The organism is Kribbella pratensis, assembly GCF_004366075.1.
GTDB classification, from domain to species: domain Bacteria; phylum Actinomycetota; class Actinomycetes; order Propionibacteriales; family Kribbellaceae; genus Kribbella; species Kribbella pratensis.
Genome location: NZ_SODU01000001.1, coordinates 2,821,456 through 2,848,017 on the forward strand (window position 1 = coordinate 2,821,456; position 26,562 = coordinate 2,848,017).

Genomic DNA, 26,562 nt, shown 5'->3' on the forward strand with positions numbered 1-26,562 from the left:
CGCCCGGAGCCTAGCCACGCGGCAGGGCGCGATCCGGAGTTTCTAACACGTCTCTAACGAGCGAGTGCCACAGGTCGCCGATATCCTTCAAACTGAACTTAGTTCAATGAGCGGAGGGTGACGTGGTGATTGGGATTGCGGTGATCGTGCTGGTGTTGCTCGGACTCACGTTCTGCGTGATCCCCGTGGTTGCGCATCGCTTCGGCGAAGCGGCCGAGCGCGCCGCGGAGACGGAGGCGATCGCTCAAGGTGCGCGTGGCGGAGTGCTGGCCGAGCATCGCGTCCGATTCAAGGAGTCGGCCGCGGAGATGGCGATTCCGTTCGGTATCGCAGCGGTGCTCTTCGCGCTCGCGGCCTGTGATGCCGCCGGTGTCGGTGCCGCCAGGGTGCTGACCTGGATCGTCGCCGCAGTACTTCTGGTGATTGGCGGGTTCGTGACCTCGGGCCAACTGCGCGCCGCGCAATGGACCGCCGCCGCGTTTCGTCGGTCGAGCGATCCGGTGGTGCGCGGGCTGGACACAGAGGCCATCGTCTCCGCGGCTGCGCGTGAGTTTCCGGCGTGGCTGCGGCCGCTGCAGGTTGTCCGGTTTCTGCTGACGACCGTGGGTCTACTGGTGGTCATCGTGGCGCTGATCACGCCGTCGGCGGCCGCGCATTTTCGTTGAGCAGTTCGACTTCCAGGCCACTGAGAACGGCGTTCAGACCGGTCATGAACGGGTCCTGCTCAGCCGTTATCGCCGCGGTTGGAAGTTGGCGCGTGCGCAGGCGTGGGAACTCTTGTGCGACCGCGGCGATCTGGTCGATCGTCGATCGGAGTTCGTCAGCCTGGTCCGCGCCGGACCGTCTGAGGCGGGCGTTCCAGGCGCGCTCGGCGGCATCGCCGTGAGCGGCGCCGATGACGAACATCAGCACGGTCGCCGCCGCTTGATCCGCCTGCACAGCGCTGAACCCGGCCGACTCGTAGATTCCGAGACTGTGATCGTCGACGCGCGCCTTCCCGGGTCCGTAGATCACGTGTGTGCTCATGGCCGTGACCAGCCAGAAGTGCCGGGCCAGCATGTCGCGGATGCCACCCGCCAGCCCGACTGTGGCAGCCCGCCAGCCCAGGCGATCGGCGTCGGGCAGGTCGACCTCGTTCCAGACGTAGTCGCCGGCCAGAACCACCAGGTCGTCCTTGTTCCGGACATGCCAGTACAACGCCGACGGCGCCACCCCGAGTTCCACCCCGAGCCGACGAAGGTTCAAGCCGCCGAGCCCGTCGGCGTCCAGCACCCCAACCGCACAACGAACGATCTGCTCCAAAGACAGCTTCTCGTGCGGCACAACCCTGAGCCTACGACGTTCCCTGCGCCTCCACCCACGGCACACAGTCGACGCTAAGCCAATCGTGACTTTGGAGCGGGCGTCCGACGGTGAGGATTCCATAAACGGCGATGGGTGAGACATCAGATATCTCAGTCCAGGCAGTTGGAGTCACCCGGAACGACAAAGTCAGTGGCACATCGAGAGATGCCGCCGCCAAAACCCCGGGACGGCTAGATCTTTAAGGTTCAAGCCGCCATAACTTGGAAGCCCGTTGATCGATCCACGATACCGGAAAGCTCAGATCTTGAAGGGCACGGAGAATGTTGTCGATTTTGGCCGCTTTTGAAGTAATACTCGCGACCGTCGGGGCGTCTGAATCCCACTCCACGGAAACTAATCCTCGACCGGATGGGAAAGGCTTCGCTGAGGTCGGTTGGCTTTGCGCGTAGGGTTTCTGCGCGTGTCAATCTCGGGAGTAGGCCGCGGAGCCTCAGCTCGACCCAGTTCTCTTCAAGGAGGAGTTCGGCGAGGAACTCCGAGGCGTGAACCCGCCATCCGCCAGTGGTCGGTAGGCTAGCCCCTCCGATCCACCGCAGGCGCAGAGGCCGACTGCCGACTGTTTCGTCGTTGCCCATGCCATTCCTTACCGTGATGGGAATAGACCAGTGTAGGTGCGACCGGCCCTCGGCGGTGAACGGCAAGACGCTCACGCCCAGCGCCCACCCTGCGGTGGCGACGCCGACAGGTTGCCCGCCCGTGCCCTTGCCGTATTGCACCTGTGCGCCGACCGTCGACAACCCGTCCCCCACGCTGCCTCCGCCACACCAAAATGGACCACCCAGATCAGACACTCCTCGAGCGTTCCTGACGCTTGGGTGGATCAGTAACCCTGCACCGACCGGTCGGCCCGCGCACCCTCCCTGTCGCGAGCGCTGATGCACGACGCGAGCGCATCCCGCGCGACGTCGATCAGCACGTCCATCGGCTCGGCGGGCCGCGAAGGTCGGTCATCCTCAATCGAGTTTGTTGAGTCGCTGGTTCTCGGTGTCACGGCGCTTCTTGATGGCGGCGGCGGCGTTGCGGGCGGCCTGGTTGAAGGCAGACTGCAGGCGCGATGTCTGTTTGCGGGCTTGGCGGAGAACCTCGCGGGTCTGTTCGAGCTGGTCGTTGAGCCGCACGAGGTCGGCTTCGAGGTCGCAATGCGATGCTGGTGCGCGTCCAACACCAGTACGGCCTGCTCGCGCTCAGCCTCAGCCGCCACGTAGTCCTCCTCGGCTTGATCGACCCGTTTACGCTGCGCGTTCCGGCGATCTTGAAGAGTTCTGTCCACGGTCGTGCGACGCTCCCCGGTCCGTCCGGGACGCGGCGCGGTGTTGGTTGCCACTCGCCCCGGGCAGGGTACGCAGAGGTTCCTGATGGGGTACCAGAATGCCGGGGCGCGGCATCGGCCGTGCCATGAGGGCGGGGCGGTGGACGCGATGATGAATCAGCACGACGGGCCCCACGTCGAGGCGACATCAACGCGGCCAGACTACGATCCGGACGTTGCTCGGGCGCCGGTCGAACAGCAACAGGTCGAGCAGCATCATGAAGTGCCGCCGTACCAGCACGATGGTGGGGCGCCGGTTCCAGGGGACGGGGCGCCGGCGACTGCCCGGGTCGAGCCGATGGTGGTGCCGCGCTGGGTGCAGGCGATCCTGATCGCTGCCGCTTTGTTCGCCGTGACGGTCCTGGCGAGGGCAGCAGCCCCGGTGCTGATGGTCTTCTTGATCGCAGCCGTGGTGGCGCTGATCGTCAACCCGATGGTCACGTTGCTGGAACGGGTCAGAGTCCCGCGCGGGTTGGCGATCGGCGTGGTGTTCGTGGTGTTCTTCGGCGCTCTGAGCGGCGCCGTGGCGCTGCTGGTGCGGCCGGTCGCCGCACAGGTGTCGGAGTTCCAGGCCGATCTGCCCCGACTCATCGCCTCGGCGAACGCATCGCTTGCCAACCTGCAGCAGTGGCTCGACCACAGGCACATCGGCATCCAGCTCAAACGGCCCGGAGAAACCGCGCTCGACACTTTGCAGGCCTCGATCCTGCGCGGCTCCGGCGACGTGATCGCGTTCACCCGCGACCTCGTCACGCTGATCGCCGAGGCCGGCTTCATGCTGATCCTGATCCTGGTGATCGCGATCTACATGCTCCTGTACGGCCGGCAGATCGGCGACCTGGTACGACGGTGGATGCCTCCCGGCGACGGCAGCGTCGAGGACGACTACCCGACCCGGGTACAGCGTGCGGTCTCCGGCTACGTCCGCGGACAGTTCACCTTCAGCTTCACCATGGGCCTGTCCGCAGGGGTCGCGCTGTGGCTGTTCGGGGCGTTCGGGATCTTCCCCGCCGGGAAGACCTACGCGGTGTTCTTCGGCGTGTTCTACGGCCTGATGGAACTGATCCCCTACCTCGGCCCGGTGCTTGGCGCGGCACCCGCGCTGCTGGTGGCACTGTTCCAGGGCCAGCCGTGGACCGCGCTGTGGCTGCTGATCCTGTTCGTCGTGCTGCAGCAACTCGAAGGCCACATCGTCGCCCCACAGGTGTTCGGGCACAGCCTGCGGATCAACCCGCTGGTCGTGCTGTTCGCTCTCCTGCTCGGCGGCCACTTGCAAGGCATTATTGGCGCCCTGGTCGCATTGCCTCTGGCGGCGGTCGCCCGCGAAACCGCGCTCTATCTCCGCCGCCACCTAATGATGGAACCCTGGGGCACCCCTACCGCCGCAGTGCTCCGCGCAAACCCGCCCGGCAGCTCAGCCGTAACGGCCGCGACACCGCCCACCGCCAAGGCGTCGCCCCTCAGCCTCGCGTGGGCAGCTCGTGCCAGCCGGCAACTGCGGCGCCGGTTACCCGGCCGAGCAGGCAAATCGGCCGAACAGGAATCTCCAGATGCTGATGCTGGCTCACCACCGATCCCACCTTCCCCGCCGCAGTAGGAACCCTGGCACGATGCACCCGGTGACTTCGGTACGGCGGTTCGCCGCGCACCAGCGTGGCCGTACAGCGCGCGGCGCGCACCGCATCCTCCAGACACTGCGGCTGTTCTGGTCTCGCCGGACCCTGTGGAGCCAGCCGCCGGTGGCGTGGACACGCCGGGCCGCGTCTGCTACATACGATCTCACCCGGCGGGCCGCGGTGAGCGCCTGGCGGCACCGCGTCCTGGGCTTGGCGGCGGAGACCGGGTTCTGGACGCTGCTGTCGATGCCGCCGCTGCTGCTGTGCCTGCTCGGCCTGGTGGGCTACCTGGCTACGCCGTTCAGCCCCGCCCTGGTGCCAGCCGTCGAACAGCAACTGCTCGACGTCGCCGATCGCATCGTCACCCGAGACGCCGTCACGACCCTGATCCAGCCAGTCGTGCACAACGTGCTGACCATCGGCCGTGCGGACGTCGCCTCGCTCGGCTTCGTGATTGCGCTGTTCTCCGGGTCGACCGCGATGAGCAGCTACGTCAACGCTCTCGCCCTCGCCTACGGCCAACGCAGCCACCGCGGCGCCGTGCACAGCCGGCTACTTGCAATCGGCCTCTACCTGGCCGCACTGATCGTCGGGGCGCTGCTGCTGCCGCTGCTGGTGGCTGGGCCACAACTCCTGCTGAAGATCACCCCCACCGGCACCCACGACCTCATGCAGGCCGCCCTCACTGTGGCCTACTGGCCCGTCATCGCCGCCCTGTCCGTCCTGCTCCTCACCACCATGTACCACCTCGCCATACCGACCCGCACGCGCTGGCGAGCACACCTGCCCGGCGCGATGGTCGCGATGTCGCTGTGGCTGATCGGCAGCATCGCACTGCGCGCCTACGTCACCTTCGCATTCCGCACCGTCAGCGTCTACGGACCGGTCGCCACCCCGATCGCCGCATTGCTGTTCTTCTACCTGTCAGCGCTCGCCGTACTCGTCGGCGCCGAGATCAACGCACAACGCCGGCCACCCGCGGCGCCGACCACCGCGACACAGCCGCAATCAGGCACCAGCCCCCGACCACCGGGGCCGTCGATCCGACGACGGTCATCGAGATCTCCAAACGAGCGACCCAGCGAGGGCCGCCCTTCTCCAAGAGGTCACACCACGTATGACAACCAACCCGTGGTCCGGCGATCCGAGGCCGGGCCGCCCGCGGCCAGCGAGGGGGACGAGCGCTAAGCGCGGGCGGCTCCGAAATCAAGGGTGCTGTCTGCTTAACGCCCTTGATTGGCATCGTTGTCTTAAGCAACCCGTTCCCGACAGATCGAAGCACCAAACCTCACCGAAAGGCTGCGCATTACGCCGGACGAGGATCACGCGGTAGCGGCATCCTCGTCTACGACGACCGCAAGCATCGGGGAATGAGGTACCCCACCAGTGCAGGTACTGCGCTCCACGCTCGGATCCAGCCAGATTGCGGCACCGCTCGACGGATCCGCGGCGGTCCAGGCGGCAGGGCACCGCAGCGGCACGCGGAACCCCGCTCTCCTGACCTGGAACTCAGCGCCGCGATTTGATGCCGGGCGTGCAGGGCACCTGGTCACCAGCCACCCGGCCCGAGGAGGTAACTGTCATGGCGACCACTGGGCGGGACCTGATGACACCGAGCGCCACCTCCGGCGCCGCCGGAACCTCCCGACCGGCGGCCGTGCAACTCGCTGCCGCCAGGTCTGTCAGCGGGAGGAATCCTGAACGAGCGCGTCGATCGGGTGACTACTCGATAAAGCCGGCATCGTGATCTGCGGCCGCGATCTGGTCATGGAACCGTCGGTGGACCCAATGACGCTGGCCCAGCAGGGTCACCTGGCTCCAGCGGCCGGATGCCGGGCCGAGCCGTGTGTGGCGAGGCATGGCACCCAGCAGATGTTGCGGGCTCGCCCCTCCGGAGAGTCTGCTGCTCTCCAGCACATAGATGGCCTCGGGCGTGATCGCGACACAGCGGTACTTGATCCAGAACATCGTGAGCCCGGTGAGATAGGTGATCACAAAGAAGAGGAAACTAGGTGCAGCCTGACAGATGAGGGCCTGGCGAATCTCGCTGCCCTCGGGAAGGAACGGCGCGGAACGTTCCACCAGGTCTTTCCGTGGTTCGACCCGGCTCGATCGACCAGTCATCGGCACGTTCCCTTCCCGGGTCCGGCACCACGGTCCAACGCCATGATCCAACGCAAAGGGGTCGCTGATGCGGGACCGCGGGCACGCCCTCAGACAGAGGCAACTGGCTACTCGACGAGTTCGTCATCTGGTCCACCCCTTGCAAGCGCGGCCCGGCCGTATCAGGTCTGAAGTTGGCGACCGATCCGTGCTTCGGGCATCGGCTGCGGGGTACCGCAGGAGTGCGGCAACACGGCCGGAATCGCCTTGCGTGAGGAAGGAAGAGGATCATGAGCATGTTCGATCCGTGGAACTACCGGAAGGACTCCGGCTACAGCGAGGGCACCGACATCACCGGCTACAAGATCGCGGCGGTCGACGGGGACATCGGCAAGGTTGACGAAGCGACGTACGACGTCGGCGCGGCCTCGATCGTGGTCGACACCGGGCCCTGGATCCTCGGGCGCAAGGTTCTGCTGCCCGCGGGCGTCGTACAGCGCGTCGACACCGAGGACGAGAAGGTCTACGTCGACCGGACGAAGGATCAGATCAAGGACTCCCCGGAGTACGACCCCAGCACCGGCGACCACGACGATCGGGAATACCGCGAACGCCTAGGCAACTACTACGGCGAGTACTACGACCGCGGATTGTGACCCCGATCCACAGGCGCAAGGAGCTGCTCGAGGCGTTTCGCGGATGGGTACCGAATGGCTCGGAGAGGTACCGCCATGAGCGAATCTCACACTGCACAGCCGGCTCCTCTGAAGCCGGGCCCCTGCACCGTCGGCAGACTGCCGCTACCCAGCCACGTCCTGGTCTGGGCGGACGATTGCTGGCGACGAGCATGGCTGATCGGCAGATCTCACGAAGACGTCGGCTGGATGGGACTTGTCCAGTACGACGACCATCGCGGCAACGAGGTCACCCGACAGATGCCTGCCGAACTGATCGCAGCGGCCGACTGCCGGCCCCGCGACGACTGACATCCTGCTGCCGCGAGAAGTCACACATTCAGGCCATCCCGGCTAGTAGGCGTCGGCCTTGCATATGTCCGATCGGCGTCACCAATTGACGGACCAGCGCCTAGAAGAGGGCCTTCGATGATCATGTCGCCTAGGAGGCGACATGGCAGGCGTTCATGCCCACCTTCTATCGATGCGTTGGAGGCCTAACTGCGGATGGTCTGAGCGACGCCAGATCCCCTTTGCCTGCCGGCGCCTGGCGACACCCGCCTACGTCAGCAACACAAGGCACATCCTCACACCTCACCTCAAGACGCCGCGCGCTGAAGAACTCAGACAACCAGCCGGGGCGGCGCTGTGTGCCGCGACGGCAAGGTGCTACTGGTCAACCGTCGAGCTTGTTGAGTCGTTGGTTCTCGGTGTCACGGCGCTTCTTGATGGCGGCGGCGTTGCGGGCGGCCTGGTTGAAGGCAGACTGCAGGCGCGATGTCTGTTTGCGGACTTGGCGCAATGTCTCGCGAGTCTGTTCGAGCTGATCGTTGAGTCGCACGAGGTCGGCTTCGAGGTCGGCAGTGCGATGCTGGTGCGCGTCCAACACCCGTTCGGCCTGCTCGCGCTCAGCCTCAGCCGCCGCGTAGTCCTCCTCGGCTTGATCGACCCGTTTACGCTGCGCGTTCCGGCGATCTTGAAGAGTTCTGTCCACGGTCGTGCGACGCTCCGCGGTCCGGCCAGGACGCGACGTGATCCTCCTTGATTCCGCTCTGTCAGGTGGGTTCGAGCGTCTGACGACCCGGGGCCGAACGGCGGCGAGCTGGGCCGGGTCGCCGCTCTCGTCGACGATGCCGAACCCGACGTGGCGCAGCCCGCTGGTCAACTGTCCGGTCCGCAGCAGTTGCGCAGCGCCGGAGTCGACCAGCGCGGCATCGAGGGTCTCGATCAAACGCTCAGCGGTCTGCGCGGACACACGTCGCCCGCCGGCCGCTCGTTCTCGGGCCGTGCGTACGAGTCCGCTCACGAGCTCATGCCGCAGACGGGTGAGTTCGCGTCGCCGTGCAGCGTCGGCCGAGAGGTACGTCTGGCGAAGCTCCTCCCCCAGTTCGGTCAGTGCGTGGATGCCATCTGGGTCGGTGCGGACAAGTTGGTTGACCAGCCATGCTGTGATCGTAGGTTTCCGCAGCGCCATGATTGCCGAAGCGGTCCTCTCGGCACCGGCCGCGCGCGCGGACATTGCGAACTGATTGCGGGCCGCGGTGAACTGCTCGGGCTCCAACCCGTAGAGCTCCACCGCAGCCTCGACCGTGTCCACCCATCCACCATGCCCACATGGATGCGGCACGGGCAACGTCGCCCGCGTCGCCGAGCCACAACGCCACTCGCAGTGCGCCCGCGCTCACGGACATGGACTCGGATCGAATACTGGTTGTATCGGGCAACGAGCCCGGTGTGTTCACCGCCGCGCCTGGGCCGAAGCAAGAAGAGCACCCAACGAACGCTCTTGAACGGCCACGGAACCACGCAGACCTCGCTGGTCGATGGGTCGCTAACCCGCCTGGGCGGGAGCCGAGGCGCGCCCCGAGCAACAGGTCTCAGCACCCACGCCAAGCAGAACGTGCACGCGCTCGACGGCGGCCCCGTACCGTCCCCGAGCACAGCGAACCGTCATAGGCCGCGGTCGAGCTCTCGGCTCTCCGTGTCGAAAGAGGTCGGCTCGCTGCGTGCCTTGCCGGGCGGCATCTGCAGCCTAGGCAAGTGCCGCTCCACGACCCCAATCATGCGTCCCGCAGCAGCAACAACCCGACCACCTACCGTCTCGACAAGCCGCACGGCGGGACTTCGGCCGAGCACTGCCGAGGCACTAGGCATCCGGTGCGCCGGGGGGACACCGAATCTTGCGAGCGTCATGTAGGCGACGGCCTCCGCCTCCAGCCTGATCAGACCGTGGCAGCCTGAGTCACGAGACAGCTTGTGCATGCGAAGGTGAGCGAGTTCATGAGCGAGGCTCATCGCGGCGATGGAGCCGTCGAGTTCGTCGCTCACGATGACTCGCCGCCGTCGTCGATCAGTCATCGCGCCATCGATTGCATCCGGCAACGGCCCTCGCTCGACGCGATACCTCGCATCGAGCGCAACTCCCGCCAACACGGCAAGGACATCCCTCGGTTGCACATTCGCAGCCGTCCGTTTGCGCCGACTGAGGCAGGGAAATCGTTGGCCGCAAGAATGTTGTCGATCGCGATCGTCACAATCTGGCTGCACGCCACGACGACCCCCGTAAAGACTGCCAGCGGCCGATTCCTGTGCCTAGAGGTGCTCGACGGGTGATTCGACGTCGTCGTAGACGCGAACCGCGGCGAGCAGTCCGTCCGGTCCGCGTTCGTAGACCCCGACTCCCGCCTGGGGCGGTACGTCGTGGCTGCCCCAGCGGACGCAGTTGTACTCCAAGGCGCAGCGCATGCCGTCATCGGTTATGGTGCAGGGCTGGAGGCCGATGCCGCCGCCCGCGCTGAAGGTCTTGGTGAAGAACGAGCGGAGCTCAGTGGTTCCGCGGTGCGTGTAGTTGGGGCCGATGGGCTCGCGGAAGTACCCCTCCGGGGCGAAGGTGTTCACGATCGCTTCGACGTCACCGGCGGCCAGTGCGACCTGGTAGCGGCCGGCAACACCATCGGCCTGGGCGGGCCCGGGCTTGAGCACGGGAGATCTGACATGGCGACGTCCGTCGACCGGCCATTGGCTGCAGTAGGTGCGGAACACCACCGCGCGATCGTTGGGGCATTCGGCAACAACCGCCATCGGCCACGCCACTTCCCGCCCGTCATGGGCCAAATGCGCCAGTAGTTCTACAACAGCCCGTCCGCCGACACACGTGGAGGCCACGGTCTCGATACGGGCATGGCGCTCGGCCAGCCAGGATTGATTCTGTTTGACGAACCGCCGCAGGTGCCTGTGGCCGCGAACCTCGCCTGCGCGAGGATCATGGATCACCACCTCGCCGGGCCATACAGTCTCCAGAGCGTCGGTATCGCCTTTGTTCAGTGCGGTGAAGTACTGCGAGACCGGATCAGCCTGACCTGCGGCGCGGGTCTCCCGGCGCGCCAGCTCTGCTGCGCTACTGAATTCCGGAAACCATGGCATCTCAGCCCCCACGCTCCGCTGCCGACCACCGTCTCTGTCAACGGCAACTGGCCCCGGCAACCTCCGACCTCCTCAGCCTGCCGTATGGATAATGTACTGGCAACAGCCATCACAATCGGCCACTGCTGAGGCGAACGCTCCTTCACCAGCCCCTGGCGTAGCGCCGACCAGGGATATCGAGCCGACCCAGCTCAGCCACCGCATAGAGTCAACTCAGTCCACGTTCAGCAGCTCAGCGTGGGAACAAACAGGCATCGATTCAGTGCCCGGACTCAAGACCGACTGAACCGGAGTGGTCTACACACGCTTGGCGAAGGTGTACGTCGCGGGCTACAGCACGGCGAAGAGTGCCAGCAGGTTGTTACGGCGGCGGCCTTCGCGGTGATCGCGTGCACCGGGCGGGCCTCCGTCCGGTTGGAGACGCAGCGTCTGGGCCCGGCCTGGTGGGCGGCCTGCGCCGCCGCTGGCGTCAACCCCGACCACTACCGGTTCTGGGTGCACGAGGGCCCGGAGGCGACCGCCGGCTCAACGGTCGCAGAGACGGAAGGGGGCGTCGAACCCCGTCGCAGCAGTTCGCCCTTCCTAAAGACTCCGCCCCCCGGCGCCGCTGACGCCGGGGCAGAACCGCCAGGCCGTTCTTGCGCGGCTGTGTTCCACGAGGCCGAGCGTGGGCCGGTATGGTTTGGTGGCCGATCCCGGACTCCGCCGAGGAGGGCATCGTCGGCTGGACGGAGGCGGGGGTATCCGTCGCGAACAGTGCGGCCGCGGCGCTGCTGGGCCCTGGGCGCCGACCAACTGGCCGGGCAGGGGTTCCTCAAGGGGCACAGTTGCCTGGTCCCGACTGCGACCAGTCCCGCAGGCGGCGGATCCGGTCGCCTCGGCGTTGGCCGATGTCGAGGTGTACGCGCTCACTGACGCGATCTGCCGGCCGCCCAGGGTGTCGAGTTCACGGCCTTCTGGCCGGGCGGCAGCGAGTGCGAGTTGTATCTGAAGACTGTCGGCGCTTGGTGGAATCGTGTTGTACGTCCGGGGCACGACCAAGTTGGCCCGGAGCCTGGCCGATCCCGAAAGTCCCAGTCGCTGACGCGTTGAGCTTGGTCAATCGTGCGTCGGCTGGGAGGTCTTCTGGTGGCGTTTGTGAAGGATTTGTGGACTACGGCGGTTGAGCAGGCTGATGGGTCGGTCAAGCGGGAGCGGAACGCGAAGCGGTGGGGGCGGGGAAAGCGGTGGCTGGCGGTTTGGATCGGGCCTGACGGGAGGGAGAAGTCGCGGACGTTCGACACCAAGGTCAGGGCTAGTCGGTTTGCGTCCGAGATGGAGACGGACGTCGCCCGCGGTGAGTACGTCGACCCGCAGGCCGGTACGGTGCGGTTCGAGGTTGTCGCGAAGAGTTGGCTGGGGTCGCGGGTTGTCGATCCGACGACGGAGATCCGCCATGAGACAGCGTGGCGGCTGCATGTGCTTCCGGTGTTCGGCAAGCGACAGGTCAAGAGCATCAAGCCGTCGGAGGTGGCGAACTGGCTTGCCGACCTCGAGCGGCGAAAGGGACCGGCGACGGCGCGGACGGCGTTCGTTGTGCTGCACGGGACCCTTGAGCTGGCGGTGGACGACGACACGATCAAACGAAATCCGGCCAAGGCCGGGGTGGTCACGGTACCGGTCCCGAAGAACCGGAGGATCGTCACCTGGAGCGATGCGACTGTCGAGCGCATTGTTGAGTGCCACCCGGTGCAGTATCGGGCGATTCCGACTATCGGCGCGGCGGCCGGCTTGCGTCAGGGAGAGCTCTTCGGGCTCGCCAAGGACGACATCGACTTCGACGCGATGGTCATCCATGTGCGACGGCAGGTGAAGAAGATCGGGAAGTACTTCGTGTTCGCGCTTCCGAAGAACGACTTGGAGCGCACCGTGCCGATGTCGGAGGGAGCCGCGCTGACTCTCATGCGGCACATGGAGTCCTTCGAACCGCGGCCATACAGCCTGCCGTGGGAGCGGCCGAACGGCGAGCCGCATGAGGTCAAGATCCTCTTCCGATGGCGCAACGATCGGCACATTCCCGCACGTAGCTACGACAAGGCCATGTGGCATCCGGCTCTGGCAGCAGCCGGTGTGATCCCACAGCCGACCAGGAACGCGCGAGGAGCTCTCCAGTACGTCACCAACCGCGACACCGGGATGCACGCCCTGCGCCATTACTATGCAAGCGTCGCGCTGGCCGACGGAGTCAACATCAAGGAACTCGCCGAGTACCTCGGTCACGGCGACCCCGGCTTCACGCTGCGCCTCTATACCCACATGCTGCCGTCGTCGCATGACCGAGCCCGCAAGGCGATCGACTCGCGACTCGGGCGGATCTTCTCGGTGGCGGCTCACGGAACAGCGACGGAACAGGCCGCTAGAGCACACCTGGTAGAACTCGCCGAGCAACAGCTCGACGCAGGTCCCGAATTGGGGCTCTGACCTGCGGAAACGGCGCCTGCGGTCACGGCATCGAGTGGGCCGACCGGCCCCGTGGTAGCGCCGGGCAGCGTACATGTTCCAGTTCTACGCCGAGAACCACGACGACTTCAGCGGCGACCGCGACCTGGCGAAGGTCCGCGAGCTGAACCCGGACCTGCAGTCCTTCACGACCTGGCTCGAGAACCACCGCGACGAGCTCAAAGCCACGCAATCTGACTGAAACTCAGGCGCACCCGCCGCGGCCCGGGGCCCGGGCCGCGGCCCGTCGTGCGGGCGACCCCGGCTGTACCGATGCCCGAGTTGGCGGACTGCACCGTGCCCACGGGCTGCTCGGCGCCGCGGCGTACCGGGTGGCGGAGCTGATCGCCGAATCATCGGCCCCGGCAGTCGCTCTGGCACAGCTTCAGCAGCTGGTCGCGGACCGGACGGCTGATGCGCCCGGCGAAGATCCCGTGATCCGCGAGCTGGTGATGCAGCTGATGCCGGGCCGGGCCGGCAACCTGGCCGCGTTGCCTTCGCACCTCGGGATCTCGGAGCTGACCCAGCGCCACCCGCGGAAGCATGCCTACCTGAGGACCCACGGGTCCTCGGGATAGGGAGGATTTCCGATGCCCGCGCCCACCTCAGACCAGCAGATTCGGTGGTCAGCAAGTCGTGAGAGAGGAAGCCACGGTGTCCGACCACGTCGTCTCCACCAGCCAACGGTCCTCGGCGGTCACCGCCGCACGGCCTCGCGTCCTGGTCATCGGCGGCAAGCTCGACCATGTGCGCAAGGCCCGCGAGCTTGGCCTGGACGTGGTGCACGTCCAGTTCCCCGACGAGTACGACCGCGGTCACTGGCCGTACGTCGACCAGGCGCTGCTGCTCGACTACGGCGACGTCGACCGGCTGCTGCCGCTGGTCCGCGCCCTGCACGAGGCGTACCCGTTCCAGGCGGCGGTGTCGCTGTACGAGCTCGGGCTGTTGCCGGCGGCACGAGTCAACGAGGCGCTCGGCCTCGGCGGCGAGTCCGTCGCCACTGTGGAATTGCTGCTGGACAAGTGGCGGATGCGCCAGCAGTTGGCCGCCAGTGGCGTGAGCCCGGTAGCCGCTGCGGTCGGCCGCTCCGCGCGGGACATCCAGGAGTTCGTCGAGGCGCACGGACTGCCGGTCATCGTGAAGCCGATCCGCGAATCGGGCAGCCTGGGAGTCTTCCGCATCCGCGACCAGGACGAGGTGGACTCCGTCACCGAGCGGTTCCGGGCCCTCGACGACGGACATTGGACCGCGAAGGACCTGTCCTTCGCCGACTCGTTCAGCGAGTTCCTCATCGAGGAGTACCTGGACGGCGCGGAGATCAGCGTGGAGACCCTGAGCTTCGACGGCCGGCATGTTGTCGTCGCGCTGACCGACAAGGAGACCGGTCCGGGGTTCGTCGAGCTCGGACACTCGCAGCCCAGCGACTGCTCGCCCGAGACCTTGGACGAGGTCAGGCAGTTGGTGACGGACTTCCTCGACGCAGTGGGGCTGCGCAACGGTGCAGCGCACACCGAGGTCAAGCTGACCTCGCGTGGCCCGCGGATCGTCGAGTCGCACAACCGCATCGGCGGCGACAGGATCAACGACCTGACCGAGATCGCCTACGGCGTCGACATGGAGCGGTACGCGCTCGGCGCCGGGTTCGACGTCGTGGAGCCGCTGACCGCGGCACCCCGACCTCGCGGCGGAGCAGCCATCCGATTCCTCACTCCGGAGCCGGGACGGATCGTGGAGGTGACCGGACTCGACGCCGTCCGAGCCGACCCGGCGTACGTCGACCTTCAGCTGAAGGTGGGACCTGGCGACGACGTACCGCCCCTGACCTGGAACGAGGACAAGGTCGGTCACATCCTCGCCCGCGGCGCCACTCGCACCGAAGCGGTCGCCCACGCCAGGCGGCTGGCCGCGGCGGTCGACATACGCACAGAGCCGCTTGCATGAATACGGATCAGCGGGGCGTCGACGAGTCCCGGTTCCGTGACGCGCTCCGAGGCCTGCCGGCGCGGGTCTGGATCATCAGTCTCGGCATCCTGGTCAACCGGGTCGGCAACTTCCTGCCCGTGTTCATCGTGCTCTACCTGACCGAGCGCGGCTATTCCGCCGGTGCCGCGGGTCTCGTGCTGGGCGTGGCCGGTCTGGGCAACGTTCTCGGCAGCGCGTTCGGTGGTTACCTCGCCGACCGGATCGGCCGGCGCTGGACCATCGTGCTGTCCGCCGTGACCACCGCCGGGCTGACCGCGGTCGTGCCGTTCCTCGGACCGTTCCCGATCATCACCGCAGTGGTCGGGCTCATCGGCGTGACGTCGCAGGTCTACCGGCCGGCCGCGGCCGCGGCGCTGCTCGACTCCGTGAGGACGAGCCAGCAACGACTAGCCGCGTTCGCCGTGTTCCGGTTCGCGATGAACGTCGGCGCTGCCCTGGGCGGCGTCATCGGCGGTGTGCTGGCCAGCACCTCATATGTGGAGCTCTTCGTCGGCAATGCCGTCGCGTGTCTGCTCTTCGGGGTCGTCGTGGCAGTGTTGCTGCGGGACGCACCTCGGCAGCAGACCGATCCGGACGACGCGGACTCGCCGGCAGACACGGCGGTTGGATACCGGCGGGCGCTCGCCGACCGCCGGCTGGTGCGATTCCTGCTGATGACCGTGGTCGGGGAGTTCGTCTACATCCAGTCGACCGTCGGCCTGCCCCTGCACGTCACCGAAGTGGGCCTGAGCGCGCGCGACTTCGGTCTGCTCATCGGGTTGAACGGTCTGGTGGTGCTGGCGCTGGAGTTGCCCATCACCGGCGCGGTCTCCCGGTACCGACCGGAGTACGTCCTTGCCATCGGCAACCTGCTCATCGGTGCCGGCCTCGCGCTGACCGGCTTGATGACGGGGATGGTGCTGCTTTCGGTCACGGTGCTGATCTGGACCCTCGGCGAGATGATGTCCAGCTCGGTCGCCGCGGCGTACCTGGGAAGCCTGGCGCCGCCACGGCTCGTCGGCCGCTATCAGGGCCTGTACGGCGTCGCGTACACGGCCGGCACGGGCGCCGGCCCCCTCATCGGCGGAGCGCTCTACGCGATCGGTCCCTGGACACTGTGGGCCGTGGTCGCCGCAGCCGGCCTCCTGGCCGCGCAACTCTGCCTCCCCCGCCGCGGCGCTGCTTGACCGACCAGGTCCATCACGACTCCAAAATGCGGTCGAGGGTTCGGCGGCCCATTTTGCTCATCGTCGGGTTGGTCTCGACGTAGTACCAGACGACGCCCATCGCCTGTTCGAACGCCCAGGCCTTGCCGCGCTCCCACTCCAGATCGTCAGAGCCCAGCGCCCGTCGGAGCACTTCCCGCGGGCCTGGCTCTAGCAGGTGCCAGGCACTGACCAGATCCAGCGCGGGGTCGGCCGGGCCGAAGCCGCCGGTGTCGAGTACGCCGCTGAGCCGGTCTCCCGCGACCAGTACGTTGCCGGGAATCAAGTCACCATGGCTCATCACGTCCGGAGCCGTGCGTGGCAACTCCCGAAAATGGCTCCACACCTGGCGCAGCCGAGGTACGTCGAGCAGCCCCTTGCTCTCCTCGAAGCACTTCGCCATCCAGTCGTCGTGGTGAGCGAGAACGCCGCCACGACCTTCGCCGCTGAACAGCCGCCCCCGCGTCTCCACGTCCCGCAGGGCCGCGATGAAGGCCGCAAGGTCCTCGGCAAAAGCGTCCGACGTACTCGGGTCGGCATCGAAGGCGATCGTTCCCGGCAGCCAGGTCTGGACCGCCCACGGCATGGGGTAATCCGCTCCAGGTTGTCCGAAGGCGACGGGTTCCGGAACGGGGAAGCGAGACACCTGCGCCAGCTCCGCGCTCGCCTCGGCTTCCTGTTCCAGAACCGCCAACGCCTCGGCAGCATCGACCAGACGCAATGGGAAACGCGCAGAGAGGTCGTTCCCGATGCGAAAGATGGCGTTGACCGTCCCGGTCGAGGGCACGGGTCGAATCGCCTCGCCCTTCCACTGAGGGAACTGTTGCTGGATCAAGGACGCAACGGTTTCGGTCGTCACGTCCACCTGGTCGTCGTGCACAGGCCCATACCTACACGACAGTCACCACAAACAGCACTCATTTTGACTCGGCAGGTAGTGGGTACTGGCGCGGGACGATGAGCGAAGCTGCGGCCCGCCCTGGGGCATCGGTACGAAACGGGCACGTTCTGCGGACCGTCGTGCCTGGTGTCGCGATGATCGCGGTCACTTTCGGGTTCGCACGCTACGGATACGGGCTCCTGTTGCCACAGATGCAGGCCGACCTGGGCATCACACCGCGCGCCGCGGGGCTGACCGCTTCGGCCGGGTACGCGTCGTACCTGATCGCGAATCTTTCCGTGATCTGGATGACCGTCAGGCTGGGACCGCGATGGCCGATCGGACTCGCGGCGGCACTCGCGGCCATCGGGATGACGATCGTCGCGGCAGCCGGCACCTCGTTGGCCGCACAGGTCGGCGTGGTCGTCGCCGGCACCGCGGCCGGTCTGGCATTCCCGCCGTACGCCGACATCGTGGATCAGCACGTGCCTGCGGCTCGGCGTGCCCTTGTGTGGTCGACGATCAGTTCAGGAACCGGTTGGGGAGTCGCGATCGGAGGACCGGTCGCGATCGGCTTGGGAGAGGACTGGCGGCTCGCCTGGCTGGTGTTCGTCGTCCTGGCGGTCGGCGCGGGAGTCCTCGCGACGGTGTGCGCACCATCGCGAGGTCGAGACTCGCGCCGGCCCCAGGTGCCACAGCTGAGTTGGACCTGGTTCGTCTGCCCGAAGTCCCGCCCCTTGCTGCTCTCCTCCGTCCTCATCGGGGCGGGCAGCGCTGTGTGGTGGACCTTCAGTGTCGAGGCCCTGCACACAGCCGGGCTTGCAGCCGGAGAAGCCAAGAGTGCCTACGCGGTGTGCGGTGCCGCCAGCCTCCTCGCCTCGCTCAGCGGATCGGTCGTCGACCGCATCGGCCTGCGGAACAGCTACCTCGGCGCATGCGCACTACTCACCGCAGCACTGGTCCTGATCGCGGTCGGAGCCCGCCAGTTCATCATCGCCCTGCTGGCCGCGGCGTTGTTCGGTGCTTTCTACAGTGCGGTGGTCGCGACCCAGGGCATCTGGAGTGCCCACGTCTTCGCCTCACGCCCCTCAGCCGGGCTCGCCGCAGTCAACACCGCACTCACCATCGGCACCATCGCCGGTCCAGCCGCGGCGGGACTCCTGATCAACCGATCCGGCTACCCCGCCACGCTGCTCGCGGCGGCCTCAGTGGTCGCGATCTCCGTCGTCTTCTGCCCGCCATCGGCACGCCGCCGCGAGATCCTGGCAGCGCACCGATGCCGAGCCACACCGATCCGCGACTGACAACCAGCAGGTGCCCTACGATCGTCAGGTGCTGATCTTGAACTTCGGCGAGGTCGCCAGTTCGGCCAACTGGCGGGCAGTGAACACCGGTTGGGTCAGCGGCGATCGCTCCGTGCGGTCGCTCTTCTTGGCCTGTGCGAAATACACGACGGTGCCGTCGTCGTACCGGTAAGCTGCCCACTGGTCATAGCTGCCGCGTCCCTTGGCGGTCAGTACGCCGACCTTCTTGCCGCCGACGTCCACGAGGTCGCAGGTGCCGGTCCCGCCCCAGAAGCCCTTCGCCAACGTGCATGGGTCGGTCGCCGGTTTGCCGTTGGGCGTGGTCGACAGCACCAGCAACTTGCCGACCCGGTTGTCTTTCTGCACCGGGATAGAGGCCGAGTACTCCCAGTAGTCCGGCTCCCCGTCACTGGACGCGTACTGGCTCTGCGGCCATCTCATCGGACCGCCGCCCGGGTACTTCAGGTCCGGCGAAGTGAACCCCGGTGGTAGTGACGAGGTCAGGTCGTTCATGAGTTTCACGGCCCGGTCGGCGCGAGGACCCGCGCTCGCCGTGCGGTCCGCCTGGCCCTCCGGCCACGGGTCGCCAGTCTTCCGGGTCTTCGGCGCAGTCGTCGGCGCCACTGTGGAGACTGGCTGCGACGCGGATGCCGACGGCGGGAATGCCGACGGTGTACCCGGCCCGCCCGCCACCATTTGGCCCACCGACCGGTGACCGGTGTAGTTCGTGAACAGTGCGGGACCGGCCGTGACGCCAACCACCAGCGGTACGACGGCGAGCCCGGCCCATGTCGCCCTGCGCCGCTTGCGCGCCCGGCGGGCCTGCTCGAGAGCGTGCGCAGGATCCATCGACGGCGGTGGGCTGCTCCGCACGATCACGTCGTGCAGTGCCTCGTTGAGATCCTCTTCGTTCATCGAACCCTCTCCTCTTCCAGCAGTCCACGCAGTGTCGCCAGCCCGCGCGCGGCCTGGCTTTTGACAGTTCCGGCCGAGCAGTCGAGCAGCTCAGCCGTCTGCTCGACGGACTGGTCCTCCCAGTAGCGCAGGACCAGTACGGCACGTTGCCTCGGCGGCACCTTCACGAGTGCCTCCAGCAACACGAGCCGTTCGTCGGCGAAGTCGGCCGACGGCGCCGCCCGATCGGTCGCCTCGGACGCGACCGACTCGTGCCGGAACCACCCCCGGCGCCGCTCGGACAGGAAGGTACGGATGAGTGTCTGCCGGGTGTAGCTGTCCATCGCCTCGTGCCGCTGGATCCGCCGCCACACCAGGTAGATCTTCGTGAACGTCTGCTGCACCAGGTCTTCCGCACGATGCCAGTCGCCACAGAGCAGGTACGCCGTGCCGCGCATGGCATCGGAACGTGCCGCGAAATACGCCTCGAACGCCGCGTCCCGATCACTCATCCGATCTCCCATCCTCGATACCGGGTTAGACACGCCTCCGGGGCGGAAGTTGGTTGCATCCGCAGGTGGAACCTCGCACACGCGCTAGGGTCACAACCATGTTCGGTGTGCGAGGCAGGACGGCTCATCTGGCGTGGTACCGGACCGATGAGGCGCCGGCCGAGGTCTTGTTCCTGCACGGGTTCTCGGACTCTGCGCAGTGCTGGGAGCCGGTGATCCGCGCGATGCCCGGGATCCGCGCGCTCGCGATCGATGCGCGCGGGCACGGTGAGTCCGGGCTCCCGGACGAACCTGTTCGCTACGAGGCACACCGCGACGATGCCGCCCTCGTGCTGTCGAGCCAGCCCCAGGACGGCGGGATCGTCGTGGTCGGCCACTCGATGGGCGCGATGGCAGCCGCGCACCTTGCCGCGTCCCGGCCGGACCTGGTCCGTGCGGTCGTGCTGGAAGACCCGCCGACCGGAACCCCTGGCGACCGGTCCGACCAACCGTGGTCCGAGCCGAACTGGCTCGCGGAGGTCCGGGCACTCGACCTGCCGTCACGGATCGCGAAGGGCCGATCCAACGACCCCGACTGGCCCGACGACGAACTCGAGCCCTGGGCCGTGTCCAAGGCGCAGGTCAACCCGCACCTGTTCGATCTGACGTTCCGCGACGCCGGCCCGTTGACCGACCTGCTCGCCGAGATCACTTGCCCGGTCCTGCTGATCCACGGCGACACCGAACGCGGCTCACTGATCTCCACCGAGTACGCGGACCGCTGCGCCCAAGTAGCAGCCGGCGAGTTCCGCGCGGCACATATCGCCGGCGCCGGCCACTCGGTACGCCGCGACAAGCGTCCGCAGTACCTCGCAGAACTCACCGCGTTCCTCGACCGATACCGCTAGTGGAGGGTGTAGCCGCCGTCGATCACCACTACTGAGCCGGTCATGAAGCTGGAGGCCGGCGAGGCCAGGAAGACGACGGTGGGCGCGATTTCTTCGGGTACGGCGTACCGCCGCATCGGGGCGTCGTCGATCCAGCGGGCCTTGAACTCTGGCTCGTCGACCGGCGCCATCTCGGTCTTCACGTAGCCCGGGGCGACGGCGTTCACGCGGATGTTCAACGGCGCCCACTCCGCGGCCAGGGACTTGGTCAGCTGATGGACCGCGGCCTTGGAGGCGTTGTACGCCGGTTGCCACTGCGGACGGTTCACGATCTGCGCGGAGATCGACCCGATGTTGACGATGGTGCCGCCGCCGACCGTCGTGAAATGCCGGGCCGCCTCCTGGCTGAGCTTCCACAAGCCGTCGACGTTCGTGGCGAAGACCGCGTCCCATTCGTCGTCGGGTACGTCGAGCGCCGGCCGGTGAACGCACGCCCCGGCGTTGTTGACCAGGATGTCGAACCGCCCGGTCGCGTCCAGTGCCGCCTGGATCGCCGCCCGGCCGGAGGCCCGGTCGTTCACGTCGAGGCCGACACCGACCACCGTCCGTCCGGTGTCGCCCGCCAGCGCTTCGGCCGCCTGCTGCGAGGCCGCGGCGTCGCGCGCTCCGATCACCACATCCGCACCGGCCTCGGCCAACCCGGTCGCGAACGCACGACCGAGCCCGCGATACCCACCCGTCACGAGAGCCGTCCGCCCGACCAGCGAGAACTTGTCGAGAACCCCCATCACACAACAACCGCTTCGATAGTCATCCCGACATTGTCACCGGTCCCCGCGGCTGACCATGGCACCCCAGCCCGAGCCCGCTTCCGGTAGTGCGTCTGTGGTCTTAGGCTGTTGCGGGTCGGGGAGACTGCGATGGGCCTGAGGTCGGGCGCACCGCTGGAGGGCGGCGGACTGTGGAACGTGGAGACGGCGTCCGCGGCCAGGAGGCGGAGCGAACTCGACCTGCAAGACTGCTCGGTCGGCGGGCCGAGCGGGCCGTCCTCGACCGCCTGCTCGCCGAGGTCCGCAACGGCACCAGCCGGGTACTCGTCGTCCGGGGCGAGGCCGGGGTCGGGAAGACCGCGTTGCTGACCTACGCGACCGACTCCGCAGCGGACCTCAGCACGCTGCGGGCGGCCGGCGTCCAGTCGGAGATGGAGCTGGCGTTCGCGGCACTCCATCAGCTGTGCGCGCCGCTGCTCGATCGCCTGCATCGGATCCCGGAGCCGCAGCGCCGGGCGCTCGCGACGGTGTTCGGGCTGGCGCCAGGTCCCGCTCCGGACCGCTTCATGGTCGGACTCGCAGTGCTGAGCCTGATCTCCGATCTGGCCGGAGAACAGCCGGTCCTGGTCGTCGTCGACGATGCGCAATGGCTCGACACGGCGACGGCGCAGACGCTCGGGTTCGTCGCCCGCAGGATCGGCGCCGAATCGGTCGGGTTGTTGTTCGGCGCCCGCGAGATCGGAGTGGACCTGCACGGTCTCCCTGAGGTCCAGGTCGAGGGGTTGCCGGCTGACGAGGCACACGCGCTGCTGGGATCAGCTGTCGAGTTCCTGCTCGACGAACCGGTCCGCAAGCGGATCGTGGCCGAGACCGGCGGTAACCCGCTGGCCTTGCTCGAACTGCCCCGCGGCCTGACGGCCACGCAGCTCGCGGCAGGGTTCGGCCTGCTCGGCGGACAGGGTCTGCCCGGACGCATCGAGCAGAGCTTCCTGCGGCAGGCCGATGCCCTGCCCGCACCGACCCGGCAGCTGCTTCTGGTCGCGGCGGCCGAGCCGATCGGCGATCCGGTGCTCGTCCGGCGGGCCGCAGACCACCTAGGCATCGATGCGGCCTTCGCCGAGATCGACGGACTCCTCAGCCTGGGCGAGCGGGTGACGTTCCGCCACCCGCTGGTCCGGTCAGCGCTGTACGGATCGGCCTCCGAGACAGACCGCCGCGCAGTGCACCTGGCGCTGGCCGGCGCGACGGACTCGGCAGCAGACCCGGACCGGCGCGCCTGGCATCTGGCCGCAGCCGCGATCGGACCTGACGAGGACGTCGCTCTGGAGTTGGAGCGGTCCGCCGACCGCGCTCAGGCCAGAGGCGGATTCGCTGCCGCGGCTGCGTTCCTGCAGCGCGCGGTAGCCCTCACCCGTGATCCGGTCCGGCGGACCGAGCGCGCGCTGGCCGGCGCGCACGCCAGTCTGCAGGCCGGCGCATTCGAAACCGCGTGGGCGTTGCTGGCGACGGCCGAGGCAGGGAAGCTCGACGACCTGGGGCGGGCCCGGATCGATCTGCTCCGCGCCGAGGCGGCGTACGCGCAACAGCGTGGCCGGGACGCGCCTGGCCTGCTCCTGCGTGCCGCCAAGACCCTCGAAACACTCGACGTACAGCTCGCTCGCGACACCTACCTCGATGCCTGGAGCGCCGCCCTGTTCGCAGGTCAGCTGGCCGCGGGCACCGGTCTGCGCGAGGTGTCGCTGGCAGCCGAGGCAGCGCCGCGGTCCGGCAGCTCCACGCGAAGTTCTGATCTGCTGCTGGACGGTTTCGCGTTGCTGTTCGCCGAGGGCCGGTCTCGTGCGGTGCCGCTGCTCAAGCAGGCTGCCACCGCGTTCGGTGAGCAGAAGGCCTCGACCGAGGAGGTGCTGCGCTGGGGATGGATGGCCACCGCGGCGGCCGCGACCGCGTGGGACTTCGAAGCATGCCGGTCCACCGCCACCCGGCAGGTGGAAGTGGCACGTGGCGCCGGTGCGCTCGCGGTCCTGGCTGTCGGTGTCAACGTGCTCGGCCAGGTCGTCGCCCTGGCCGGCGACTTCGCCGAAGCCACCTCGCTCCGGGCCGAGGCCGACGCGGTCCGAGAGGCCACCGGCACGCACGTGCTGCCGTACGGCGGACTGGTGCTGGCAGCACTGCGCGGACGCCCGGACGAGGCGTTCCCGTTGATCGACGAGACCATCGCGAGCGCGACCGCCGAAGGGCAGGGTACGGCGGCGCAGTACGCGCGCTGGGCGAGGTCCGTCGTACTCAATGGTCTCGGCCGCCACGACGAGGCGTTGCCGTGGGCGATCTCGGCGAGCGAGGACACGCCGGAGCTGTTCGTGTCGTCGTGGGCGCTCAGTGAGCAGATCGAGGCGGCCGCACGAAGCGGACGTCAACGCGAGGCAGCTGCCGCACTCGAGCAGCTGCAGGCGAAGACGCTGGACACCGACGAGCGCTGGGGCCGCGGTATCGAGGCTCGCGCGCGGGGTTTGCTGGACGACGGCGCGACCGCCGAGGGTGCGTACCTCGAGGCGATCGAGCAACTGACCGGCACCCGGCTGCGCCCGGACCTGGGACGTGCCCATCTGCTGTACGGCGAATGGCTGCGGCGTCGTACTCGCAGGGGGGAGGCACGGGCGGAACTGCGCAACGCGTACGACCTGTTCACGTCGATCGGCATGGCTGCGTTCGCCGAGCGGGCGCGTCGCGAGTTGCAGGCGACCGGAGAGACGGTACGCCGACGAGCGAGCGGACCGGCCGCGGGTAGCCGGCTCACTCCGCAGGAACTCCAGATCGCCTCGCTGGTCCGCGACGGACTGTCGAACCCCGAAGTGGGCGCCCGGCTGTTCCTGAGTCCCCGCACGGTCGAGTGGCACCTCCGCAAGATCTTCGACAAGCTCTCGATCAGCTCGCGCAGACAGCTGCGCGAGGCGCTGCCCGAGACCGGCCACGAGGCGACCTAGTTCCGGAGCAGTTGCTGACCGCCGTCGACGTCGTACGTCGCACCGGTGAGTGCTGTGTTCGTCATCAGGTGGATGATCAGCGCGGCCACGTCGTCCGGACCGACCACCCGCCGGATCGGAAGCGTGTCGCGCAGCTCCGCCCGCCGCTGTTCGAGCTGATCTCCGAGCAGCCGCGCCGACAACGGTGTGTCGACGAACCCAGCCGCGACGGCGTTCACGCGGACCGGGGCAAGTTCCAGTGCGGCGTTGGCGGCGATCGCCTGCAGTCCGACGGTTCCGATCGCGGCGAGACTCAGGCCGACGCCTGGCCGGCGGGCGCCGGTGCCGCTGATGAGCGTGAGGGAACCGCCGGGACGAACGCGCCCGATGCAGAGCCGGGCGATCCGCAGAGCTCCGAGCAGATCCTCGTCGAGGAGGCGCAGCGCCCGTTCGAAGTCCAGCTCGGCGATCGGTGCGTAGAACGGTCCGCCGCCGCTCACCAGGACATGGTCGAGCTCTGCGGGCAGGTCGGCGAAGACCTGCTCGAGACGCTCCGGATCGCCCAGGTCCAGGGTCGGCGCACTCTCGGCGCCGACCTCGGCGGCGGCCTTGGCGAGTCGTTCGGGATCGCGGCCGGTGACAACAATCCGGGCGCCGGCCGCGTGGGCCTGGTGGGCGGCGGCCAGTCCGATCCCCGAACTTCCGCCGATCACGACCACAAGCTGCCCGTCGAGTCTGTCGCTCATCGTGTTCTCCAGTTCATCAGGTCAGTTGGACACCGGTACCGCACAGCCGTGCACGCGCGGCGTCGCCGGCAGTTGGGTGGCGGGCGGGCGGCCGCGTGCGACGTACAGGAAGGTGATCAGCGCGGCAACGACGCTCAGGCCGGCCATCACGAGCATCGCCGTCTGGTACCGGTGCGCGAGGGGCTGGACGAGGTCGTCCGAGCCGCCGACGCCGAGCAGGGCCGGGACGAGCGCGATCAGCACGACGCCGCCGACACGGGAGGCGGCGTCGTTGATCGCGGATGCCTCGCCCAGGTCGGTGTCGTCGACAGCAGCCAGTACGCCGGCCGTGAGCGGTGCGACGGTCAGACCGATACCGAGACCCCACAGCAAAGCGCCCGGCAGGATCGCGTGCAGGTAACTCTCGCCGGGGCTCGCCGCCGACAACCACGCGAATCCACCGGCCACGATCAGGATGCCGACAGCCATCGGCCCACGAACGCCCACGCGAGCCACGAGGCCACCGACGAACGGCGAGACGAGCAGGAAGACGGCTGACTCCGGGATCAACGCCGCACCTGCCTCGGTGGCGCTGTACCCCAGCTGTAGCTGGCACTGCAGGACGACCAGGTAGCTCGCCGCCGACAGGGCTCCGTAAAAGAGGAGAGTCGCGGCATTGATCGCGACGAACTGCTTGATCCGGAAGAGCGCCGTACGCACCATGGGCGCCGGCCGCCGTTGCTCCACCGGAATGAGTACGACCAGGCAGACCACGCCGACGCCGGCCGGCACCAGCACCTTGGCGCTCCCCCATCCGGCGGCTGGACCTGCTGTCAGCGCGTAAATCACACCGCCCAGGCCGAGGATGGTCAGCAGAGCTCCCGTCACGTCGACCGAGAGCTCCCGGCGTGGGCGGCTGACTTCCGGTACGCCGTGAAGTACCCACAACGCTGCTGCGATCAGCGGAACGTTCAGCAGGAACACGTAGCGCCAGGAGCCATGGTCGATCAACCACCCGCCGCCGTACGGACCGAGCGTCGTACCGAGAGTCGACAGCCCTGCCCAGATGCCGATCCCCTTGGCGCGGTCCGCCGGGCGCAAGGTGCCGTTGAGCAAGGCCAGGCTGCTGGGCACGACCATTGCTCCACCGGCTCCTTGCACGACCCGCGCGGCGATCAGCGCCGCGGTGTTCGGCGCTGCCGCGCAGCACAGCGACCCGATCAGCATCACGACCAGACCGGTGATCAGGATCCGGCGCCAGCCGAAGTGGTCGGCCAACGCACCGGCGAGCAGAAGCAGGGCGGCGACGGTCACCAAGTAGCCCGTCAGAACCCATTGCAGCCCACTCACCCCGGTCCCGAGGTCGCGACCGATCGCCGGAATCGCGACGTTGACCATGTACGCGTCGATGAAGCCGACCATCGAGGCGAGCACCGTCGCCGCGATCAGCAGCGCCCCGGCCCGCCCACGCACCGCGACCCCCGAGTACGCCGCCCGCTCGTCGCTGGCTGTCATC

General features: G+C 67.8%; 24 protein-coding genes. 13 read left to right on the plus strand and 11 right to left on the minus strand.

Features of this window, described 5'->3' with window-relative positions; all coding sequences use genetic code 11:
* The first annotated feature begins 140 nt into the window (after positions 1-140).
* The gene (locus EV137_RS13570) at positions 141-665 is read left to right on the plus strand and encodes a hypothetical protein (RefSeq protein ID WP_134128914.1); all 525 of its coding nucleotides are present in this window, start codon (positions 141-143) and stop codon (positions 663-665) included.
* Here EV137_RS13570 and EV137_RS13575 read toward each other — a convergent pair.
* Together EV137_RS13575 and EV137_RS40525 are read right to left on the minus strand one after the other, a co-directional pair.
* Positions 634-1,323, minus strand: coding sequence for a TetR/AcrR family transcriptional regulator C-terminal domain-containing protein (locus tag EV137_RS13575; RefSeq protein WP_134128916.1), 690 nt, complete (start codon positions 1,321-1,323; stop codon positions 634-636). The two genes, EV137_RS13570 and EV137_RS13575, sit on opposite strands and share 32 nt — an antisense overlap.
* Positions 1,324-2,318: 995 nt before the next feature.
* A complete protein-coding gene (locus EV137_RS40525; RefSeq protein WP_166679857.1) occupies positions 2,319-2,483 on the minus strand; it encodes a hypothetical protein in 165 nt (54 codons plus the stop codon).
* 237 nt (positions 2,484-2,720) lie between these two features.
* Here EV137_RS40525 and EV137_RS13580 point away from each other — a divergent pair, with 237 nt between their 5' ends.
* Both EV137_RS13580 and EV137_RS13585 read left to right on the plus strand, forming a co-directional pair.
* Positions 2,721-4,271: an AI-2E family transporter gene (locus EV137_RS13580; RefSeq protein ID WP_134128918.1), complete on the plus strand. Its 1,551-nt coding sequence runs from the start codon at positions 2,721-2,723 to the stop codon at positions 4,269-4,271.
* A 13-nt stretch (positions 4,272-4,284) separates the two neighbouring features.
* Positions 4,285-5,478 (plus strand): YihY/virulence factor BrkB family protein, encoded by a 1,194-nt coding sequence (locus EV137_RS13585; RefSeq protein WP_166679858.1) that lies wholly within the window; start codon positions 4,285-4,287, stop codon positions 5,476-5,478.
* A gap of 534 nt (positions 5,479-6,012) precedes the next feature.
* Here EV137_RS13585 and EV137_RS13590 read toward each other — a convergent pair.
* The gene (locus EV137_RS13590; RefSeq protein WP_238175275.1) at positions 6,013-6,414 is read right to left on the minus strand and encodes a hypothetical protein; all 402 of its coding nucleotides are present in this window, start codon (positions 6,412-6,414) and stop codon (positions 6,013-6,015) included.
* 269 nt (positions 6,415-6,683) lie between these two features.
* Between EV137_RS13590 and EV137_RS13595 the strand changes: the two genes are divergently transcribed.
* On the plus strand, positions 6,684-7,049 hold the full coding sequence (locus EV137_RS13595) for a PRC-barrel domain-containing protein (protein WP_134128924.1): 366 nt from the start codon (positions 6,684-6,686) through the stop codon (positions 7,047-7,049).
* A 694-nt stretch (positions 7,050-7,743) separates the two neighbouring features.
* Here the strand turns inward: EV137_RS13595 and EV137_RS13605 are convergent.
* Positions 7,744-8,664 carry a hypothetical protein gene (locus EV137_RS13605; RefSeq protein ID WP_134128928.1) on the minus strand — a complete coding sequence of 307 codons (921 nt, stop codon included), beginning with the start codon at positions 8,662-8,664 and terminating at the stop codon, positions 7,744-7,746.
* Between the two features lie 671 nt (positions 8,665-9,335).
* On the opposite strand from EV137_RS13605, the gene EV137_RS13610 reads away from it, so the two are divergent.
* Positions 9,336-9,680, plus strand: coding sequence for a hypothetical protein (locus EV137_RS13610; RefSeq protein ID WP_134128930.1), 345 nt, complete (start codon positions 9,336-9,338; stop codon positions 9,678-9,680).
* Here the strand turns inward: EV137_RS13610 and EV137_RS13615 are convergent.
* On the minus strand, positions 9,660-10,490 hold the full coding sequence (locus EV137_RS13615) for a nuclear transport factor 2 family protein (RefSeq protein ID WP_134128932.1): 831 nt from the start codon (positions 10,488-10,490) through the stop codon (positions 9,660-9,662). The two genes, EV137_RS13610 and EV137_RS13615, sit on opposite strands and share 21 nt — an antisense overlap.
* Positions 10,491-11,804: 1,314 nt before the next feature.
* Between EV137_RS13615 and EV137_RS13620 the strand changes: the two genes are divergently transcribed.
* From EV137_RS13620 to EV137_RS13635, 5 genes are all read left to right on the plus strand, one after another.
* Positions 11,805-12,950 (plus strand): tyrosine-type recombinase/integrase, encoded by a 1,146-nt coding sequence (locus EV137_RS13620; protein ID WP_134128934.1) that lies wholly within the window; start codon positions 11,805-11,807, stop codon positions 12,948-12,950.
* Positions 12,951-13,023: 73 nt separating this feature from the next.
* A complete protein-coding gene (locus EV137_RS40530) occupies positions 13,024-13,170 on the plus strand; it encodes a hypothetical protein (RefSeq protein WP_166679859.1) in 147 nt (48 codons plus the stop codon).
* 130 nt (positions 13,171-13,300) lie between these two features.
* Positions 13,301-13,546, plus strand: coding sequence for a hypothetical protein (locus EV137_RS13625; protein WP_134128936.1), 246 nt, complete (start codon positions 13,301-13,303; stop codon positions 13,544-13,546).
* Between the two features lie 58 nt (positions 13,547-13,604).
* Positions 13,605-14,909 (plus strand): ATP-grasp domain-containing protein, encoded by a 1,305-nt coding sequence (locus tag EV137_RS13630; RefSeq protein ID WP_238175277.1) that lies wholly within the window; start codon positions 13,605-13,607, stop codon positions 14,907-14,909.
* On the plus strand, positions 14,906-16,117 hold the full coding sequence (locus EV137_RS13635; RefSeq protein ID WP_134128939.1) for an MFS transporter: 1,212 nt from the start codon (positions 14,906-14,908) through the stop codon (positions 16,115-16,117). The genes EV137_RS13630 and EV137_RS13635 overlap by 4 nt, the downstream gene beginning before the upstream one ends.
* 13 nt (positions 16,118-16,130) lie before the next feature.
* On the opposite strand, the gene EV137_RS13640 is transcribed toward EV137_RS13635, so the two are convergent.
* Entirely contained in the window at positions 16,131-17,015 is an 885-nt protein-coding gene (locus tag EV137_RS13640) for an aminoglycoside phosphotransferase family protein (RefSeq protein WP_134128941.1), read from the minus strand.
* Positions 17,016-17,170: 155 nt separating this feature from the next.
* Between EV137_RS13640 and EV137_RS13645 the strand changes: the two genes are divergently transcribed.
* Complete coding sequence (locus tag EV137_RS13645) at positions 17,171-18,319, plus strand: MFS transporter (RefSeq protein ID WP_166679860.1); 1,149 nt, start codon at positions 17,171-17,173, stop codon at positions 18,317-18,319.
* 24 nt (positions 18,320-18,343) lie between these two features.
* Here the strand turns inward: EV137_RS13645 and EV137_RS13650 are convergent, their stop codons facing one another.
* A complete protein-coding gene (locus EV137_RS13650; protein WP_134128945.1) occupies positions 18,344-19,234 on the minus strand; it encodes a hypothetical protein in 891 nt (296 codons plus the stop codon).
* Positions 19,231-19,725 (minus strand): SigE family RNA polymerase sigma factor, encoded by a 495-nt coding sequence (locus EV137_RS13655; RefSeq protein WP_133997322.1) that lies wholly within the window; start codon positions 19,723-19,725, stop codon positions 19,231-19,233. Before EV137_RS13655 ends, EV137_RS13650 begins: the two co-directional genes overlap by 4 nt.
* A 98-nt stretch (positions 19,726-19,823) precedes the next feature.
* Between EV137_RS13655 and EV137_RS13660 the strand changes: the two genes are divergently transcribed.
* Entirely contained in the window at positions 19,824-20,612 is a 789-nt protein-coding gene (locus EV137_RS13660) for an alpha/beta fold hydrolase (protein ID WP_134128947.1), read from the plus strand.
* Here EV137_RS13660 and EV137_RS13665 read toward each other — a convergent pair.
* The gene (locus EV137_RS13665; RefSeq protein WP_134128949.1) at positions 20,609-21,379 is read right to left on the minus strand and encodes an SDR family NAD(P)-dependent oxidoreductase; all 771 of its coding nucleotides are present in this window, start codon (positions 21,377-21,379) and stop codon (positions 20,609-20,611) included. The two genes, EV137_RS13660 and EV137_RS13665, sit on opposite strands and share 4 nt — an antisense overlap.
* A gap of 173 nt (positions 21,380-21,552) precedes the next feature.
* Between EV137_RS13665 and EV137_RS13670 the strand changes: the two genes are divergently transcribed.
* Positions 21,553-24,342 (plus strand): ATP-binding protein, encoded by a 2,790-nt coding sequence (locus tag EV137_RS13670; protein ID WP_202870913.1) that lies wholly within the window; start codon positions 21,553-21,555, stop codon positions 24,340-24,342.
* Here EV137_RS13670 and EV137_RS13675 read toward each other — a convergent pair.
* Positions 24,339-25,067 (minus strand): SDR family oxidoreductase, encoded by a 729-nt coding sequence (locus EV137_RS13675; RefSeq protein ID WP_133997334.1) that lies wholly within the window; start codon positions 25,065-25,067, stop codon positions 24,339-24,341. The genes EV137_RS13670 and EV137_RS13675 overlap by 4 nt on opposite strands.
* Positions 25,068-25,088: 21 nt before the next feature.
* Entirely contained in the window at positions 25,089-26,561 is a 1,473-nt protein-coding gene (locus EV137_RS13680) for a DHA2 family efflux MFS transporter permease subunit (RefSeq protein WP_134128951.1), read from the minus strand.
* Between the last annotated feature and the right edge of the window lies 1 nt (position 26,562).

What these genes read in the sequence shown, in the direction of transcription:
- EV137_RS13580 (WP_134128918.1), top strand. Translation starts at nt 2,721, where the DNA reads ATGGGGTACCAGAATGCCGGGGCGCGGCATCGGCCGTGCCATGAGGGC.
- EV137_RS13585 (WP_166679858.1), top strand. Translation starts at nt 4,285, where the DNA reads ATGCACCCGGTGACTTCGGTACGGCGGTTCGCCGCGCACCAGCGTGGC.
- EV137_RS13590 (WP_238175275.1), bottom strand. Translation starts at nt 6,414, where the DNA reads ATGACTGGTCGATCGAGCCGGGTCGAACCACGGAAAGACCTGGTGGAA.
- EV137_RS13595 (WP_134128924.1), top strand. Translation starts at nt 6,684, where the DNA reads ATGAGCATGTTCGATCCGTGGAACTACCGGAAGGACTCCGGCTACAGC.
- EV137_RS13615 (WP_134128932.1), bottom strand. Translation starts at nt 10,490, where the DNA reads ATGCCATGGTTTCCGGAATTCAGTAGCGCAGCAGAGCTGGCGCGCCGG.
- EV137_RS13620 (WP_134128934.1), top strand. Translation starts at nt 11,805, where the DNA reads ATGGAGACGGACGTCGCCCGCGGTGAGTACGTCGACCCGCAGGCCGGT.
- EV137_RS40530 (WP_166679859.1), top strand. Translation starts at nt 13,024, where the DNA reads ATGTTCCAGTTCTACGCCGAGAACCACGACGACTTCAGCGGCGACCGC.
- EV137_RS13635 (WP_134128939.1), top strand. Translation starts at nt 14,906, where the DNA reads ATGAATACGGATCAGCGGGGCGTCGACGAGTCCCGGTTCCGTGACGCG.
- EV137_RS13645 (WP_166679860.1), top strand. Translation starts at nt 17,171, where the DNA reads ATGATCGCGGTCACTTTCGGGTTCGCACGCTACGGATACGGGCTCCTG.
- EV137_RS13650 (WP_134128945.1), bottom strand. Translation starts at nt 19,234, where the DNA reads ATGAACGAAGAGGATCTCAACGAGGCACTGCACGACGTGATCGTGCGG.
- EV137_RS13655 (WP_133997322.1), bottom strand. Translation starts at nt 19,725, where the DNA reads ATGAGTGATCGGGACGCGGCGTTCGAGGCGTATTTCGCGGCACGTTCC.
- EV137_RS13660 (WP_134128947.1), top strand. Translation starts at nt 19,824, where the DNA reads ATGTTCGGTGTGCGAGGCAGGACGGCTCATCTGGCGTGGTACCGGACC.
- EV137_RS13665 (WP_134128949.1), bottom strand. Translation starts at nt 21,379, where the DNA reads ATGGGGGTTCTCGACAAGTTCTCGCTGGTCGGGCGGACGGCTCTCGTG.
- EV137_RS13675 (WP_133997334.1), bottom strand. Translation starts at nt 25,067, where the DNA reads ATGAGCGACAGACTCGACGGGCAGCTTGTGGTCGTGATCGGCGGAAGT.
- EV137_RS13680 (WP_134128951.1), bottom strand. Translation starts at nt 26,561, where the DNA reads ATGACAGCCAGCGACGAGCGGGCGGCGTACTCGGGGGTCGCGGTGCGT.